The 15,893-nt window shown below is 66.4% G+C and carries 13 protein-coding genes, 1 tRNA gene and 1 pseudogene; 4 read left to right on the forward strand and 11 right to left on the reverse strand.

Annotated features, from left to right (window positions below; all coding sequences use genetic code 11):
* Positions 1 to 3: 3 nt before the first annotated feature.
* Positions 4 to 1,965, reverse strand: a pseudogene (locus tag AL3_RS13150) (MMPL family transporter); the annotation flags it as partial.
* Positions 1,966 to 2,055: 90 nt separating this feature from the next.
* On the opposite strand from AL3_RS13150, the gene AL3_RS13155 reads away from it, so the two are divergent.
* Together AL3_RS13155 and AL3_RS13160 are read left to right on the forward strand one after the other, a co-directional pair.
* Complete coding sequence (locus AL3_RS13155; protein WP_066301732.1) at positions 2,056 to 2,532, forward strand: MarR family winged helix-turn-helix transcriptional regulator; 477 nt, start codon at positions 2,056 to 2,058, stop codon at positions 2,530 to 2,532.
* Between the two features lie 122 nt (positions 2,533 to 2,654).
* Positions 2,655 to 2,728: transfer RNA gene (locus AL3_RS13160), tRNA-Arg, on the forward strand.
* 69 nt (positions 2,729 to 2,797) lie between these two features.
* Here the strand turns inward: AL3_RS13160 and AL3_RS13165 are convergent.
* The 4 genes from AL3_RS13165 to AL3_RS13180 all read right to left on the reverse strand — a co-directional run bounded on the left by AL3_RS13165 (position 2,798) and on the right by AL3_RS13180 (position 6,972).
* Complete coding sequence (locus tag AL3_RS13165; protein ID WP_169795754.1) at positions 2,798 to 3,427, reverse strand: hypothetical protein; 630 nt, start codon at positions 3,425 to 3,427, stop codon at positions 2,798 to 2,800.
* 254 nt (positions 3,428 to 3,681) lie between these two features.
* Positions 3,682 to 4,326, reverse strand: a complete 645-nt coding sequence (locus tag AL3_RS13170; RefSeq protein ID WP_161599355.1) for a S24/S26 family peptidase — start codon at positions 4,324 to 4,326, stop codon at positions 3,682 to 3,684.
* A gap of 49 nt (positions 4,327 to 4,375) precedes the next feature.
* On the reverse strand, positions 4,376 to 4,810 hold the full coding sequence (locus AL3_RS13175; RefSeq protein ID WP_066301744.1) for a hypothetical protein: 435 nt from the start codon (positions 4,808 to 4,810) through the stop codon (positions 4,376 to 4,378).
* 242 nt (positions 4,811 to 5,052) lie between these two features.
* On the reverse strand, positions 5,053 to 6,972 hold the full coding sequence (locus AL3_RS13180; RefSeq protein ID WP_066301747.1) for an ABC transporter ATP-binding protein: 1,920 nt from the start codon (positions 6,970 to 6,972) through the stop codon (positions 5,053 to 5,055).
* A 207-nt stretch (positions 6,973 to 7,179) separates the two neighbouring features.
* Between AL3_RS13180 and AL3_RS13185 the strand changes: the two genes are divergently transcribed.
* The gene (locus AL3_RS13185; RefSeq protein ID WP_066301748.1) at positions 7,180 to 8,850 is read left to right on the forward strand and encodes a GAF domain-containing sensor histidine kinase; all 1,671 of its coding nucleotides are present in this window, start codon (positions 7,180 to 7,182) and stop codon (positions 8,848 to 8,850) included.
* Here AL3_RS13185 and fdhD read toward each other — a convergent pair.
* Complete coding sequence (gene fdhD / locus AL3_RS13190) at positions 8,847 to 9,710, reverse strand: formate dehydrogenase accessory sulfurtransferase FdhD (RefSeq protein WP_066301749.1); 864 nt, start codon at positions 9,708 to 9,710, stop codon at positions 8,847 to 8,849. The genes AL3_RS13185 and fdhD overlap by 4 nt on opposite strands.
* A gap of 76 nt (positions 9,711 to 9,786) precedes the next feature.
* On the opposite strand from fdhD, the gene AL3_RS13195 reads away from it, so the two are divergent.
* Positions 9,787 to 12,138 carry an FdhF/YdeP family oxidoreductase gene (locus AL3_RS13195; protein ID WP_066302004.1) on the forward strand — a complete coding sequence of 784 codons (2,352 nt, stop codon included), beginning with the start codon at positions 9,787 to 9,789 and terminating at the stop codon, positions 12,136 to 12,138.
* Here AL3_RS13195 and AL3_RS13200 read toward each other — a convergent pair.
* The 5 genes from AL3_RS13200 to AL3_RS13220 all read right to left on the reverse strand — a co-directional run bounded on the left by AL3_RS13200 (position 12,089) and on the right by AL3_RS13220 (position 15,871).
* A complete protein-coding gene (locus AL3_RS13200) occupies positions 12,089 to 13,381 on the reverse strand; it encodes a molybdopterin molybdotransferase MoeA (protein WP_066301750.1) in 1,293 nt (430 codons plus the stop codon). The two genes, AL3_RS13195 and AL3_RS13200, sit on opposite strands and share 50 nt — an antisense overlap.
* A complete protein-coding gene (locus AL3_RS18990) occupies positions 13,378 to 13,662 on the reverse strand; it encodes a DUF6457 domain-containing protein (protein ID WP_246168688.1) in 285 nt (94 codons plus the stop codon). Before AL3_RS18990 ends, AL3_RS13200 begins: the two co-directional genes overlap by 4 nt.
* A 43-nt stretch (positions 13,663 to 13,705) precedes the next feature.
* Positions 13,706 to 14,380 carry a molybdenum cofactor guanylyltransferase gene (gene mobA / locus AL3_RS13210; protein ID WP_066301753.1) on the reverse strand — a complete coding sequence of 225 codons (675 nt, stop codon included), beginning with the start codon at positions 14,378 to 14,380 and terminating at the stop codon, positions 13,706 to 13,708.
* Complete coding sequence (locus tag AL3_RS13215; RefSeq protein ID WP_066301755.1) at positions 14,380 to 14,877, reverse strand: HNH endonuclease; 498 nt, start codon at positions 14,875 to 14,877, stop codon at positions 14,380 to 14,382. The genes mobA and AL3_RS13215 overlap by 1 nt, the downstream gene beginning before the upstream one ends.
* A 229-nt stretch (positions 14,878 to 15,106) precedes the next feature.
* Positions 15,107 to 15,871 (reverse strand): NlpC/P60 family protein, encoded by a 765-nt coding sequence (locus AL3_RS13220; RefSeq protein ID WP_066301758.1) that lies wholly within the window; start codon positions 15,869 to 15,871, stop codon positions 15,107 to 15,109.
* Positions 15,872 to 15,893: the final 22 nt, after the last annotated feature.

Genomic DNA, 15,893 nt, shown 5'->3' on the forward strand with positions numbered 1-15,893 from the left:
CACCACCAGGGTGTCCAGCAGGACGCCGATCGCCACGGTGATGCCCACCTGGGTCAGGGTGACCAGCGGCAGGACACCGAGCACGGCGAACACGGCGGCCAGCAGGATTCCGGCGCTGGTGATCACGCCGCCGGTGGAGCGCAGCGCCGCGAGCATTCCCTTCCGGGTGCCAAGTGCGGCTGCGTTCTCCCGGGCACGGGTGACCAGGAAGATGTTGTAGTCCACGCCGAGCGCGACCAGGAACAGGAAGCTGTAAAGCAGTGTCAGGGTATCCAGCGCGGGGAACCCGAGCACGTTCACGAACAGCAGCCAGCTCACGCCGGTTGAGGCGAAGAAGGTTAGCAGCACCGACGCCACCAGCAGTACCGGGGCAACCAGGGAGCGCAGCAGGACCAGCAGCACCAGGAAGACCAGCACGATCACCAGGGAAACCACCAGGGTCACGTCATGCGTGTTTGCCGCGAGCTGGTCAACGCGTTCGGCGGCTTCGCCGCCCACGATTCCCTCATATTCCGGATGCCCGCCCAGATCGGTCCGCAGCTCCTCGATGAAGGTATTGGCGTCCGCGCTGCCGGCTTCGTAGCTGCTGACCAGGTCGATCCGGGTCAGGCCGTTGTGTTCAGCAGCGACCGTGGCGGTTTCGACGCCGTCGAGTCCGTCAAGTTCCGCGGCAGCCGCGTCGGCACTGTCCGAGTTGACCAGCACGATCACCGGCGACGTTGAGCCGGCGGGGAAACCTTCGGCCAGGGTTTCGGCAGCGGTCACAGCCTGCGGCTTCTCGGTGAACTGCTCGTTCTCGCTGAGGCCGATCTTGGCGCTGAAGAGCCCGGAGGCCATCACCAGCAGGACGACGACGGCGATCCCGGCGATCGTCTTTGGGCGGCGGGCGGTGGCTTCACCGAGGCGGCCCCAGAACTTGCCCTCGCGGGCCGGGTCGCCAACCTTCGGGACGAACGGCCAGAAGAGCTTGCGGCCCAGCAGCACCAGGGCTACCGGCAGCAGGAACAGGGCGCTCAGGATGGCGAAGACGATTCCCACGGCGGCTGAGAAGCCCAGTCCGCGGTAGCTCAGGGTGTCCGTAAAGAGCAGGGTAAGCAGGGCCAGGATAACGGTGCCGCCGGAGGCGATGATGGCCTCACGGGTGCGGCGCAGGGCAACGCCCATGGCTTCGAAGACGCTCTCATGGACGCGGAGCTCTTCGCGGTAGCGGGCAATGAGCAGCAGCGCATAGTTGGTCGCCGCGCCGAACACGAGCACGCTGGTGATGCCGACGGCGGAGGGGTCCACCTCGATTCCGGACACCGGGGCCAGGAAGTCCACCATCCGCAGTGCGAGCTGCTCGACAGCTGCCACGATCACCAGCGGCACCATCCAGAGCCACGGCGAGCGGTAGGTGATCAGGAGCAGCAGGGCTACGACGGCGGCCGTGACTGTCAGCAGCGTGAAGTTGGCTCCGGAGAACACACCGGCGAGGTCGGCAGTAAATGCTGCGCCGCCGGTCAGCTCCGCTGTAATACCCTCGGGGGCCGCACCGGAAATCGCTTCACGCAGGCTCTCCACTTCGGCACCTACGGCGTCGCCGTCGTCGCTCACTGCCTGGAGGGTTACCGGAACCAGCGCCACCAGTCCGTTGTCGGAGACGATCGGCGGAACCTGTGCCGGCGGCGTCGAAACCCCGGCCTGCGCTGCGGCCGCGCTGATGTCAGCAATGGCCGCGCGGTCAGCGTCGTTCATGGCAGCGCCGTCGGTGCGGGACACCACGATCAGCGCGGTGGACTGCTGGGCGTCGGGGAACTCATCAAGCAGTTCCTGCACCTGCGTAGTCTGGTACTTGTCGGTGAGGCCGCCTACGGTGGAAGCCTCGTTCTCCTGCACGGGGAGTGAAAAAAGCCCCACTATCACCGCCAGGCCAATGAGCAGCGTGACCCACGCTGCCTTGGCCGAGCGGACTATCCCTGCATGCATCTGATATCTCCTGTGGGGGCTCGGCAAAGTAACTAGAGAATAAAGTATCTCCAAAATAGAGATACTTCAAGGTGAAGCTACTATGGGACCGTGGACACAAACGAGCTGAGGCGGGAAATCGTCAATGCCGTCCGGGGCATGGGCCTGGACGGCCAGCAGGTCGCTGATGCTTTCGCGCACAGCCACGGCCTGAATTCCACGGATATGCGCGCCCTGACCCTGATCATGGAGGCGGAAATACGCGGCGAGCCCCTCACCGCGGGCCGGCTCAGCAGTCTCCTCGGCACCTCTACCGGCGCGACGACGGCCGTCATCGACCGCCTGGAGCGCATCGGCCACATCCACCGGGCCCGCTCGGACGAGGACAGGCGCAAGGTCACCCTTCACTTCGAGGCCCTTGCACGCCAGCTGGCCGGCGCCTTCTTCGGTCCCCTCGGCGCACTGACCAGCGAAGTCATGGACCGCTACTCGGAGGCCGAGCTGCGCACCATCCACAGTTTCCTTACCGGGATGCGGCAGGCCTACACCACTCATCTCCAGGCATTGGAAGAGGAGTCCCGCAGCTAGGCCGGGAGGTATGGCCGCCACCCTGCCGCGCCGATCCTCCCCGGCGGACCCCGGCGCACCGCCCGCCGCACCCGCTGATGAAAGCAGGTAAGCTGTTTATCGCTGCCGTCAACGGCAGTCACGCCTCCGTAGCTCAGTAGGATAGAGCGGCCCTCTCCTAAAGGGCAGGTCGTCGGTTCGATTCCGGCCGGGGGCACTTTTTTGTTTGTGCGGCCGTCCAGCTCCTGCTGGACGGCCTGCTGCCGGCCGGCTTGCCAGCGGCGCGTCAGGAGCAGTTGAACAGGCTTCCCCCGCTGGTGGGGCTGGACGCTGCCTTACCCTGCACCCACACCGTTACGGTCTTGCCGCCGCCTACGTATTTGGTGCTCACGCTCTCCTGCCCGCGCAGCTTCACCAGCGGCATCTCTGAGCAGGACCAGCCCGGGGCCAGGGTCACGCCGTTGTTGCTGTCCGCCACGTTGGCGTTCAGCTTGTATCCGGGATCCGCCAGATTGAGCGTGAGTTCCCATTCAACGTCTTCAGCCTCGGAGGGAGAGGTGACGGTTGCGTAGAAGTTGAAGTTGTCCGGTTCCGGATAGCCCCAGGCATCCACCCGCACATCGGTGACGTCGCAGGTTTTGGTGCCCGTCGGGTCATTGAGCACAGTGCAGCTGACCATCGGAGCCTCGATAGACGGCTCGTACGTCCAGATTCCGGGGACCCCCCAGGTTCCGATGGTCAGCGCTACGCCCGCGACGTCGTCCGGGTTATAGGCGGGCACCGCTACGGTTGCCGAGCCGCTGGCATCCGCCGCCAGATCCGTGGAGCCGGCCGCCAACGCGGCACCGTCTTCATCAAACAACGTCAAGGCGAGTTCCTTGCCTGCGCAGGCGGTGCCCAGGCCGGACACCGTCACCGTGGACGCCTGGCCTGCGGTGGTGGTCCCGTTGGTCGCCTTGACTGCTGGCGTACACCGCTCGGCGACAGAGGCGCTCGGGACGCTTCCGGGCAGAAGCGGAAGCTGCGCGGCTGCGCCCGGGTGCACGGCGAGGACCAAAAGCAGAACCAGCGCTGCGAGGAGGACAGCCGCGGACAGCGGTCGACGCCGTGAGGGCGCGTTACGGTACCCCTGACGGTTCAGTGCAGGACTCCTTCCTTTGCGCGGGCAGATTATGAGGTGGGCAAGTTTGAGGCAGGCAGGCTGAGGGCGGGCAGCTTCTCCGTCCCGGGGGCCGCATCGGACTCCGGCCTTGCCTCGTGATCCTGGCTAGCCTCGTGATCCTGGCCGGCCGCGGAATCCTGGCTGGCCGCGGAATCCGGACCCTCGGAGGCTTCGGCGGCCTCTTCCTCGCCGGACTGGGGCCACAGGAAGAACGCTGCGGCGAGAATGAGCAGCGACCCCCAGACGCCGGGGTTGCCAAAGCTGTAGAGGATGTTTCCCAGCTGCGGGATGTGCACCGCGGCAATTCCGACGATTTGTGAATTATCCGGCTTCCACGGGTCAAGGAAGTCGTTGTTGTCCCCCTGCAGGATCCATCCTGACTCAGCGTCTCCGCCGACAATCCGGTGAATCACCTGCGCACCGTTGGTGTCCGCCGGGCTGTACACAACGATGTCGCCGACGGAAGGCTCCCCACAGCGGGACCATACGAGGTCACCTGTGGCGTAGGTGGGGTCCATGGAGTGTCCTGAAACGATCGTCAGGGTGCTGCATCCTCCGAGGGAGGACGGCCAGAGGAAGTACAACAGGCCCGCAACAAAGGCTGCCAGGACGGCGCCCGTAAACCATGACCGAAGCCGGCGTGCGCGGGGCACGCCGGCGGTCGTCCCATCATCTGAGGACGGTTCGGCCATCACACTGCGGTTAGGAGTGGATGACAACCGCAACGTTGGAGACCTCCGAGGCCGGGACATCGGTCAGCGGAACGGTAACAGAGGTTCCGGACACGGTCCCGGTTGCCTCTGCACCGAGCGCGGTGCCGTCAGCATCAGAGAGCGTCACCTTGTACTTCAGGCCCTGGCAGGCTGAGGAGATCGACGTGAGGTTGAGGCTGGACGCCTTGTACCCCGCGTCAGGTCCCGGCGCGAAGCTGGTCTCGAAGTTGACGCCGATCGGCGTCCCCTCGTCCTGGCAGCTGGCGACGACGGTGGTGCCCGCGCCCAGGCTGCCGGTGCCGAGGTTCAGCTGAGCAGCGGCAGCGAGGGACAGGCCTGCTACACCTGCGGCAGCGAGGGCAGCGGCAGCGGCCTTACGGACATTGCGGTTCTTGCGGGTATTGCGGGTATCGGTAGAAGGCATGTAGTCACTCCGTGTTCGAAAGGGCGCTCACTTCAGGAGCGCGCAGACAAACTCCGACCACGCCAGCACCGCCGACAGGGCCGCCTGGGCTCAGCACCCAGGACGAGGACCACCGCGGCAGGGGGAATCACCCACCGGTGCGGCGCTACAAATATTAATAAAAAATTTGTGTGGATCATGCAAACTGAACGCACGAGACGGCGGACACGCCCATTTCCCGGCGAAGAGCCGCCCAGCCGGTCCTAGGCCGTGGCCCCTGCGGAGGCGCCGGGCTCCGCAGCGGTGCCGGCAGCGGCAGCGTCACCATCGGCGAACTGGGTGCGGTACAGCTCGGCGTACCGGCCTTCCTGCGCCAGCAGCTGCGTGTGCGTGCCCTGTTCGGCGATCCGCCCGTCCTCGATCACCAGGATCCGGTCCGCGTTGCGGATCGTGGAGAGCCGGTGGGCAATAACGACGGCGGTACGGCCTTGCAGGGCCTCTGTCAGGGCAGCTTGGACGGCTGCTTCCGAGGTGGAGTCCAGCGCAGCGGTGGCTTCATCGAGGACCACGATGCGTGGCTGGGCCAGGAGCAGGCGCGCAATGGTCATGCGCTGGCGTTCACCGCCCGAGAGCCGGTAACCGCGCTCCCCCACCATGGTGTCCAGCCCGTCCGGCAGCGACCGGATGAGTGGCTCAAGCCGTGCCCGGCGCAGGGCATCCCAGATCTCCTGCTCACTGGCCCCCGGATTAGCAAGCAGCAGGTTGGACCGGATGCTCTCGTGGAAGAGGTGCCCGTCCTGCGTGACCATGCCCAGGGCAGAACGCATTCCCGCGAAGCTGAGGTCCCGGACATCCGTCCCGGAGAACGTGACGGAACCGGCGTCGACGTCGTACAGCCGCGAGAGCAGCTGGGCGATGGTCGACTTCCCTGCACCGGAACTGCCAACCAGGGCAACGGTCTGCCCGGGTTCCACCCGGAAAGAAATGCCATGCAGCACATCTTCGCCGCCGCGGCTGTCCAGGACGGCCACGTCCTCCAGGGAGGCAAGGGAGACCTTGTCCGCCGTCGGGTAGGCGAACCTCACGTCATTGAACTCCACGCCGAGCGGACCTTCCGGGACCGCAGCCGGCTGTTCCTTTTCCGAGATGAGCGGTTTGAGGTCCAGGATCTCGAAGACCCGCTCAAAGCTGACGACGGCGCTCATAATCTCTACCCGCGCGTTCGCCAGCGAGGTCAGCGGTGCGTAAAGGCGGGTCAGCAGCAGCGCCAGGGTCACGACGTCGCCGGCGTTCAGTGTCCCGGTCATGGCCAGGTAACCGCCCAGTCCATACACCAGCGCCAGCGCGAGGGCGGAGACCAGGGTAAGGGCCGTAACAAAGATGGACTGCATCATCGCCGTCTTCACGCCGATGTCCCGCACCCGGGCGGCGCGGACCGCGAACTCGGTGGATTCCTGGTCGGGCCGCCCAAAGAGCTTCACCAGGGTGGCCCCCGGAGCGGAGAACCGCTCGGTCATCTGGGAGCCCATGGAAGCGTTGTGGTTCGCCGCTTCCCGGCGCAGTGCCGCCAGCTTGCCGCCCATCCGGCGTGCCGGAATGAGGAACACCGGCAGCAGGAGCATCGCCAGTACGGTCACCTGCCAGGACGTCGTGAGCATGACTATCAGAGTCAGAACCAGCGCCACGATGTTGCTGACCACGCCGGAGAGAGTTCCGCTGAACGCCTGCTGCGCCCCAATGACGTCGTTATTCAGCCGGCTCACCAGGGCACCTGTGCGGGTGCGGGTGAAGAAGGCAACCGGCATCCGCTGCACATGGTCGAACACGGCTGTCCGCAGGTCCAGGATCACCTGCTCGCCGATCCGGGAGGAGAACCAGCGGGTCGCCAGGGAAACACCGGCGTCGGCCACCGCCACCACGGCGATCAGGCCGGCCAGCCACAGGACCCTGTCCACCGCGGTTCCGGCGACAATCGCGTTAACAACCTCACCGGCTAAAACCGGTGTCGCAACGGCAAGGAAAGCGCCGCCGATGGAGAGCAGCAGGAACCCGATGAGCTGCCGCCGGTAGGGGGACGCGAACGCGAGGATCCGTTTCAGCGTTTCCCGGGAAATCTTGTTGTCTGATCCTTTGGCGGTGGAGATCTTGTAGAGGGAACTCCAGGCCGCGCCTTCCATACTCATATGACGGTTTCCTTACGTAACGGCACCCTCCAGCTTAGGCGCTGGCGCAGTCCATCCACTGCGGGGCATAACGGCCTGGTCCAGCGGCGAATTCCCAGGCGCAGACACGCGCGTCATCTGTGCCCATTACCACGGGAAACCGGGCTTCTGCTGGGATACACTGCAAACGGTCCGCAACCGGCCGGACACACAGAACGAAAGGCACCTATGCCTACGGCGCCGACCTCCCAGGACTCCTTCACGGACAGCCGCAGCGATGACCTCCCGGCGCTGGTGGCTGTCAGTGACTCCGGCCTTCGGGCGGCGGTTGAGGAAGCCCTCTCGCTCGCTCAGCTGCGTCCGGTGTCCGCCGGCAGCGGGCCGGATTCCACGTTCCCCGTCCTCGCCGTCGTTGACACCGCAGCCGTGGAAGCCGCCGGACCGGATCTGCGCAGGTGGCTGCTTCCGTCTGCCGAGGGGTCCGGGCCTCCGGTCATCCTGATCACGCCCGGTGAACTGCTCGACGTCGAGGACATGGTCCGGCGCGGCATCACCGATTTTGTACTCAGCCCCCTCACGGGCAATGAACTCGCGTACCGGGCTGCGCTGATCCGTGCGGAGTCACTGGCTCTGCGCCGGCGCCGGGAAGCCAACAACCTCCTGCGCGGAAAAACACGGGTGATCTCGGCTGCAGTACGCGCCACGAACGACCCGGACATCATGGCTGAGGCTGTGGTCTCCGGGCTGGGCGATGCCTTTGGGGCGGACCACGTTCTGCTGACCATTTTCCCGGATGAGCGGGTGCCGGAGCTGAAGAACACCTGGAGCCGTCCGGGTGCGGCAGCGTCCATTCCTGCTCCGGATCCCGAGCAGGCAGCCGCCGTTGCCGATCTGCTGTGGGACAGCGGCAAGATGCTTGCGGCGCGGGACCACCGTGACCCGGAGTGTGACACCCATCCGATTCTCCATCCGGCACCCCTGGCTGCAGGGCTGCGCACATCGGTAATCGTTCCGCTGGGCCACGGCGACCGTCCCTTCGGCATCATCTGGCTGGCCGGAGAGAACGCTGCCCGCATCTGGACGCCCACCGAGCTCGCTCTGATCCAGCATGTCAGCGGCAACCTGGCCCACGGTTTGGTCCAGGGACACCTGATTACTGCGCAGCGGACCGTCCTGGCCCGGCAGCGGGAGCTTGACCGGGAGAAAACTGACTTCGTGGCAACAATCAACCACGAGCTCCGGACTCCGCTGACCTCGATCACCGGCTACCTGGACCTGATCCTGGATGGCTCCGGCGGCGGGATCTCCCCTGAGACCGCACAGATGCTGGAAATCGTGGGACGCAACGCCAACCGGCTCAACCACCTCATCGGTGATCTGCTCACCATCTCGCGCAGCGACGCCGAAGAAGTCCGCCTGGACGTGGAGGAAATTGTCCTGCAGGATCTGCTGGAACAGGTCATCGCTTCCCTGACGCCTGCTGCAGCGAGCCGCAGCATCGATCTCTCACTGGCTTGTGAGGACGCCGGGCTGCGGCTGGACGGGGACAGGGAACAGCTGGAACGGGTCTTCACGAACCTGGCCTCCAACGCGGTGAAATTCACCCCGGTCAGCGGCTCGGTCCGGCTGCTTGCGGACCTGGTTCCGGGCGCGGACGGTGCACCCGCAATGGTGCGTGTCCGGGTCCAGGACACGGGCATCGGCATCCCGGCGGAAGACCAGCCCAAGCTGTTCAGCCGGTTCTTCCGGGCTTCCAACGCGACGGCTGCGGCTATCCCCGGCACCGGGCTGGGCCTGGCAATCGTCCAGGACATGATCCACCAGCATGGCGGGCGGATCACACTGAAGTCCGCCGTGGGCGAGGGCACCTGCGTAGAAGTGCTGCTGCCCAGCGGCTAGGTGTCCGCCCCGGCACCGGCGGTCACTGAAGACTTCGCCTCAATGCGCTCCGGGAAGGCGTAGCAGTTCAGGGAGGTCCCGCGACTGAAGCCCACGAGTGTCATCCCGGCATCCCGGGCCAGGTCCACGGACAGTGCCGAGGGCGCCGAGACGGCTGCGAGGACGGGAATACCCGCCAGCTGCGCTTTTTGAACAAGTTCAAAAGACGCCCTGCCGGATACCTGGAGCACGGTTCCGCGCAGCGGCAGAAGCCCCGCCCGCAGCGCCCACCCCACCACTTTGTCCACCGCATTGTGCCGGCCGACGTCTTCCCGCAGGCACAGCAGCTCGCCTTCGGCGCTGAACAAGCCCGCGGCATGCACGCCGCCGGTCTTCTCAAAGAGTGCCTGGTGGTCACGGAGCTTGTCCGGCAGTGAGGCCAGCACCTCAAGCGGAACCCGGACGCCGTCCTCGGCGACGTCGAAATGCGAAGACTTACGGACTGCCTCAATGGACGCCGTCCCGCAGATGCCGCAGGAACTCGATGTGTAGACGTGCCGTTCCATGCCGGTGTCCGGAAGCGGGGTCCCGGGGCGCAGCTGGACGTCGACGACGTTGAACGTCTGCTGCCCTTCCTCGTCCACCCCGGCGCAGTAGCGCAGACTGATGAGCTGCCCGGCCTCCCAGATGACTCCCTCAGAGACCAGGAAACCTGCCACCAGGTCGAAATCGTCGCCGGGGGTCCGCATGGTCACCGTGAAGGACCGGCCCTCGAAACGGATCTCCAGTGGTTCCTCACCTGCTAATACGTCATCCCGCCGGCTGACCGTGCCATCCGTGCGGAAGCGCGTGACGCGGCCACGCCGTGAAACCCGTCCCATGCCATAGCTCCTTGATAAGTCCTAGACTGGCCCTAGCAACAGACTAGGTGATTTCCTACACAAGGACGTGGTGGCTGTGCCAAGCAAGGCTCCGAAAGATGGAATCGACGAATCCGAGCTGCGGATCGGTGAACCGAAAACACATGCCGTCGGTCTGCCGGCCGTCATCAATTCCCTCCGCCTCTCCTTCGATCAGATGGGGCCGCTGCGCAGTGCACAGACGCTGCTGCAGGTGAACCAGAAGAAGGGCTTTGACTGCCCCGGGTGCGCCTGGCCGGAGGGCGACAAGCGGCACGCCGCGGAATTCTGCGAAAACGGCGCCAAGGCCGTCGCGGAGGAAGCCACCAAGCGCCGGGTTCCGCCGGAGTTCTTTGCCCGGCATTCGGTAGCGGACATGCTGGCGAAGGACGACTACTGGCTGGGCCAGCAGGGCCGCCTCACCCATCCCATGCTGCTCGACGCCGGCGCCACGCATTACCGCCCGGTCACCTGGGACGACGCCTACGACCTCATCGTCGAAGAGCTCGGGGCCATGGACTCCCCCGACCAGGCCGTGTTCTACACCTCCGGGCGCACCTCCAACGAGGCAGCATTCCTCTACCAGCTGATGGTCCGGGGAATCGGCACCAACAACCTGCCGGACTGCTCCAACATGTGCCACGAGTCCTCCGGCTCGGCCCTCACCGAGACCCTGGGCATCGGCAAGGGCACCGTCAGCCTGGACGACGTCCAGAGCGCGGAACTGATCATCGTGGCCGGACAGAATCCCGGCACCAACCATCCGCGGATGCTCACGGCCCTGGAGCGCGCGAAGAAGAACGGGGCCACCATCATCGCGGTGAACCCGCTGCCGGAGGCCGGGCTGCTCCGGTTCGACAACCCGCAGAAGGCATCGGGTCTCCTGGGCACCAGGTTCGGCGGCGGCACCCAGCTCGCTGACGACTTCCTGCAGATCCGACTCGGCGGGGACCAGGCGCTGTTCCAGGGCCTGGGCAAGTACCTGCTGGAGCAGGAGGAAGAGCACGGCAACGTCTTCGACCACCAGTTCATCAACTCCTACACCGACGGACTGGACGGGTACCTTGCCGCCATCCGCCAGGTGTCCTGGGAGGAAATCTGCAAGGCCAGCGGCCTGACCCGGGCTCAGATCGAGTCGGCCGGGGCGCGCATGATTGCCGCGAAGTCCACCGTGGTCTGCTGGGCCATGGGACTGACCCAGCACAAGCATTCCGTGCCCATGCTCCGCGACGTCGTCAACGTCCTGCTCCTTCAGGGCAACATGGGACGGCCCGGGGCCGGTGTCTGCCCGGTCCGAGGCCATTCCAATGTCCAGGGCGACCGGACCATGGGCATCTTCGAGCGGATGCCCGAGGCCTTCCATGACCGGCTCGACGGCGAGTTCGGCTTTGCGTCCCCGCGCAGGCACGGTTTTGACACCGTCAACGCGATCCGGGCCATGCGGGATTCCAAGGTCCGCGTGTTTATGGCCATGGGCGGGAACTTCATCCGGGCCACGCCGGACTCCGACGTCACGGAAGAGGCCCTGCGCAACACCGCACTGACCGTGCAGGTATCGACGAAGCTGAACAAATCACACCTGGTTCACGGGCGGCGTGCACTGATCCTGCCGGCACTTGGCCGCACGGACCGGGACACCCAGGCCGGCGGCGACCAGCGGGTCACCGTGGAGGACTCCATGAGCGCGGTCCACGCCTCCCAGGGCAGGCTGGACCCGCCCGGGCCGCAGGTACGGTCGGAGGTCGCCATCGTGTGCGAGCTCTCCGAGCGGCTTTTCACCGGGACCCGGGCTCCGTTCCGCTCGAACGCCCCCAAACTGGACTGGATCGCCGCCCGGGCTGACTACTCGGTGATCCGCAGCCACATCGAAAACGTGATCCCGGGCTTTGAGGGATTCGAAGGCAAGCTCAAGCGCGGCGGCGGAGGATTCGTGCTCCCCAACGGCCCCCGGGACGGCCGCAAGTTCGCCACGGCCACCGGCAAGGCCCGTTTCACGGCAAATGAGCTGCAGTACCCGAAGGTTCCCGAAGGCAGGCTCATCCTGCAGACACTGCGTGCACATGACCAGTACAACACCACGATCTACGCCAAGGACGACCGTTACCGCGGCATTTACGGCGGGCGCCGCGTTGTGTTCGTCAACGCCGAAGACCTGGCTGCGGCCGGCCTGCAGGACGGAGACCTGGTGGACATGGTCTCGGAGTACGAGGACGGTGTAGAGCGCCGGGCCGAGAGTTTCCGGGCCGTCGCCTACAGCACGCCTGTCGGCTGTGCTGCCGCCTACTACCCGGAGGCGAACGTGCTGGTGCCGCTGGACTCCGTCGCCGATGTCAGCGGCACCCCCACCTCCAAGTCGGTGATTATCCGGCTGGAGCCTGCCGCACCTGCCATGGCAGGGGAAGCGCGGTAACCGTCTCATCCGCGGTGCACCCGGCTTCGGGGATCACCATCACAGCGTCGGCGTCCGCCAGGCCGCGGAGCATCCCCGAACGGTAATACTGCGACGGTACGGAGCGTCCGTCCTGGATCCGGCTCGGAACCAGCCGGGTCCGGCCGGGCAGCGGATCGATGTCGACGCCGGCCAGGACGTGGCGCTCCCGGGGGAACTCCTCACCCCGCAGCCCGGCCAGCAGCGGCTGCAGCACGGTGAACACGGCCATCATGGCAGCGAGGGGGTTCCCTGGCAGTGCCACAACGAACCGTCCGTCGGGCAGGCGGGCCAGCAGAGTGGGATGGCCGGGACGCATCGCGATCCCGTCGATCAGCAGTTCAGCATCAACTTCGCTGAGCGCACGCCGCAGATGGTCTGCAGCGGAGGTCCCCGTGCCGCCGGTGGTCACCAGTACGTCCCCGGAGGACATGGCCAGCGATGCTTCGTCGACGGCGTCGGTGCTGAGCGCGGCAATAACGTCGTCCAGCCGGTCGGCGAGGCGGCAAACGGCGTCGACCCGGCCTCCCAGCATGCCGATCAGCTGCGGCATCTGCGGCCCGAAAGTGTCCCGGACCTGCCCCGAATCCGGCAGCCCGGCTTCGATCACTTCATCACCGGTCAGCAGCAGGGACACGCGCGGAGCACGCAGCACTGGCAGGGTGTCATGACCGCAGACGGCGGCCAAGGCAATATGCGCCGGGTTCAGGACGGTTCCGGCAGCAATGACGGTCTCCCCCGCTGCTGCTTCTTCTCCCGCCGGCCGGATGTGCTCGCCGGGGCGTGGCTCGTCGCTCCGGGCCGAGGGCCCCGGGACCAGTGTTGCAGGTTCCTCCGTGCTCAGCTGGCCGTGTTCTGAACGCAGGATGGCTTCTCCTCCCGCAGGAACCAGTCCTCCGGTGAGGATGGGTACCGCTTCGCCGGGCTGCAGCGGCCGGCGGCCCGACTCCTTGTGGATCTGCCAGCGTTCGTGCTCGGGTTCCTCGGAGCTGACGATCTTCCAGGGCGGCGGGCCGGCCACGGCCCAGCCGTCCATGGCCGAGGAGGCATAGTGCGGAACCGGCTGGAGAGCGGGGGCATCCACCGCCAAGGTCAGTCCCAGTGCCTCCGCAAGCGGTACGGTCTCAAACGGCAGCGGACGGGCGGCTGCGTAGGCCGCTTTGCGGGCCTGGTCCCAGGAGGTGTTGGGCTGCAGCGGAAGGATCACCGGCACCGGCCCGTTCACTTGCCTGCCTCCGGAGCGGCGGCGTCGCATTCCCGTTGGGCCGCCCGGATAGCCGCGCGCATGGCGAGGTTCTCGTCGGCTTGTCCGCTGCCCGCCGCCAGACCGGCGGCGAGGCCTGCGATGAACGTCGTCAGCGGCGCCGCCGGACGGACAACGTTATGGGCTGCTGCCGCTGCGAGGTCCAGGACGGCGTCAATGTCGACTGCTGTTCCCTCAAGCTCCAGGGAGCGCAGCAGCTGCTGCGTCCAGGCCTCAAGTGTTTCCTGCTGGCTTCCCATCATGGCTCCTTTTGTTCCTGGGCGTCGCTGCGGAACCGGCAGGGTCTCAGGCAGTGCGGTTACCCGGCCTGATCCCCCACTTTCCGGCATCAGCCCAGGTGTCCACATCAGCGGTGCTTCCCTCCGGCACGGCAACCTCTCTCCACTGCACCCTAGCAAGGAGGCGGAACATTGATAGATTCTCCAGGCTGCCGGGCTGTCCGCCCACGGCAGTGCGCAGGTCGCCGGTCCGGTACAGGGCGGCCAGGGGCTGCAGTGAACCACCGCTGTCCTTCGCCATGATGGACTGGCCTGCCTCACCGGCGGCCTCGGCAAGAAGCGCCCGGACAGCACCGCCGGCGTCGGGCATGTCGCAGGCCAGCACCAGGGTCCAGGGCGGCGCCGGATCGCCGGGACCAGGGACAGGCTCAGCGCTCCCGGCGGTATCGGTTCCGTAGAGGGCGGTCACGGCAGCCCCGACGGCGGCAGCGGGACCCGCGAAGACCGGCTCCTCGCGGACAAAGAAGCACTGCGGCGGTACGGCGGGCAGGGCAGCTTCCAGCTGTGCGGGCCCGGCAATGGCGACTCTGCGGGCCTGGCGGACAGTGCCCAGCGTGCGTTCGAGCAGGCTCTGTCCGTCAATCCGGAGTTCGGCCTTGGGCACTCCGCCCAGCCGCGAGGACCTCCCGCCGGCAAGGATGATGGCGTTGAAGGCGGGTGGCTGGGCGGCGGCAGGCGCCATCAGGCAGCCGTATCGCCGAGGAAAGGACTCCATTGCGCCGCCGGCTGTTCGAGTTCGCGGATCTGCCAGCGGACACCGATCGGCGGCCGTGGCGTGAAGCGCAGCTTCCAGCCGAGCTGGTTCAACGTTTTGTCCCCCTTGTTGTTGTTGCAGCGCAGGCAGCACGCGACCAGGTTCTCCCAGCTGTCCTCACCACCCCGGGATTTGGCTACCACGTGGTCCACGGTGGATGCCTGTTTGCCGCAGTACGCACAGGAATGGCCGTCGCGCCGCAGGACTCCCCTGCGGGTGGCAACGGTCTCCGCACGGTAGGGAATGTTGACGTAGCGGTTGAGCAGGATGACCGAAGGCCGTCCAAAAACATCGGCCGGGCTGACCACGGGCACACCGCTCTCGGCCAGCACGCTCGCTTTCCCGGTCAGCACCAGGACCAGTGCGCGCCGGAAGGTGACAACTGCCAGCGGTTCGTAGCCCGCATTCAGAACCAGCGTTCGCATGCACGTTCCTCTTCGCCTGCCCGCGGGCCCGGCGAGAGAAAAAGTTCACCGGCACACTGCGGTACTTCGAATCTTCATTGCAAGGGTAAGCCGCGACCGGGGATTCCCGCTATTTATCGGCCGCGAAACTCCGGATGCTTTGCACCCCTGTGTAGCAGCAGGAAACAACAAAGGACCCTCCCACAGGGGAGGGTCCTTTGGCGAACTGTGTCAGGTTCTGGGTTTGCTGCTAGCCGCCTACGCGGATGTAGACGCCGCCGGAGCCAAGCTCGGCCGGTGCTACAACCGTCTGGTTGCCAAAGAAGCCGCCGTGGACGGCCTGCCCGTTGCCCACGTAGACAGCAATGTGGGCCATGCCCATGCCGCCGTCGGCGTAGTAGATCAGGTCTCCGGGAATCGCTTCACCCGCACTCACGGTGCGGCCGAGGGAGAGGTAACCCGCCGGCCATCCGTGGAAGTTGATCCCTGCTGCTGCCAGCGCGTTTGTCGCGAGCATGGTGCAGTCCTGCATCACACCGAGCTGGGCGTAGGCAGCCGCTGCGATAGTGGCGGCAGTCCCGGAGGAGGCAGCCGGGGCAGCGGAAGCCGCCGGAGCGGCCGCTGCCTGGGCAGTTGCCGCCTGGGCAGGAGCATCAGCTGCAGGGGTGTTGATTTCCTGCGACTGCACGGTCACGGTCTCGGCTACGGGCGCTTCGGCCACAATAACGCCCGGGACCGGAGCGAACTTGAGCTCGGGGCCTACGGCATCTGCGGGAACCTGCAACGGAATGGAGGACAGATCCAGCTTGCTGGTCTGCACATCGCGGGACAGTTCCGGCGCCGCAGCATTAGCGGCGACGCCGGTGCTCAGCACCAGCCCGGAGGCGGCGGCGATGACGGCGGCCTGGCGGCCCACCGTTCCCGCGTTGGAAGTGACGGCGTCGGCCAGTGCAGTCAGCGAGCTGGTGCGCTGGACGGGCGCACGGTGACGGGCGCGCTCAGTTGTCGAGGTCATGACGGTGTGCTCCGTTTATCTG

The organism is Arthrobacter luteolus NBRC 107841 (assembly GCF_001552075.1).
Classification (GTDB): domain Bacteria; phylum Actinomycetota; class Actinomycetes; order Actinomycetales; family Micrococcaceae; genus Arthrobacter_B; species Arthrobacter_B luteolus.

Excerpts from the sequence above, each read along its gene's own strand:
- AL3_RS13215 (WP_066301755.1), bottom strand. The coding sequence starts at position 14,877 with ATGCGAACGCTGGTTCTGAATGCGGGCTACGAACCGCTGGCAGTTGTC.
- AL3_RS18990 (WP_246168688.1), bottom strand. The coding sequence starts at position 13,662 with ATGATGGGAAGCCAGCAGGAAACACTTGAGGCCTGGACGCAGCAGCTG.
- AL3_RS13175 (WP_066301744.1), bottom strand. The coding sequence starts at position 4,810 with ATGCCTTCTACCGATACCCGCAATACCCGCAAGAACCGCAATGTCCGT.
- mobA (WP_066301753.1), bottom strand. The coding sequence starts at position 14,380 with ATGGCGCCTGCCGCCGCCCAGCCACCCGCCTTCAACGCCATCATCCTT.
- AL3_RS13220 (WP_066301758.1), bottom strand. The coding sequence starts at position 15,871 with ATGACCTCGACAACTGAGCGCGCCCGTCACCGTGCGCCCGTCCAGCGC.
- fdhD (WP_066301749.1), bottom strand. The coding sequence starts at position 9,710 with ATGGGACGGGTTTCACGGCGTGGCCGCGTCACGCGCTTCCGCACGGAT.
- AL3_RS13185 (WP_066301748.1), top strand. The coding sequence starts at position 7,180 with ATGCCTACGGCGCCGACCTCCCAGGACTCCTTCACGGACAGCCGCAGC.
- AL3_RS13180 (WP_066301747.1), bottom strand. The coding sequence starts at position 6,972 with ATGAGTATGGAAGGCGCGGCCTGGAGTTCCCTCTACAAGATCTCCACC.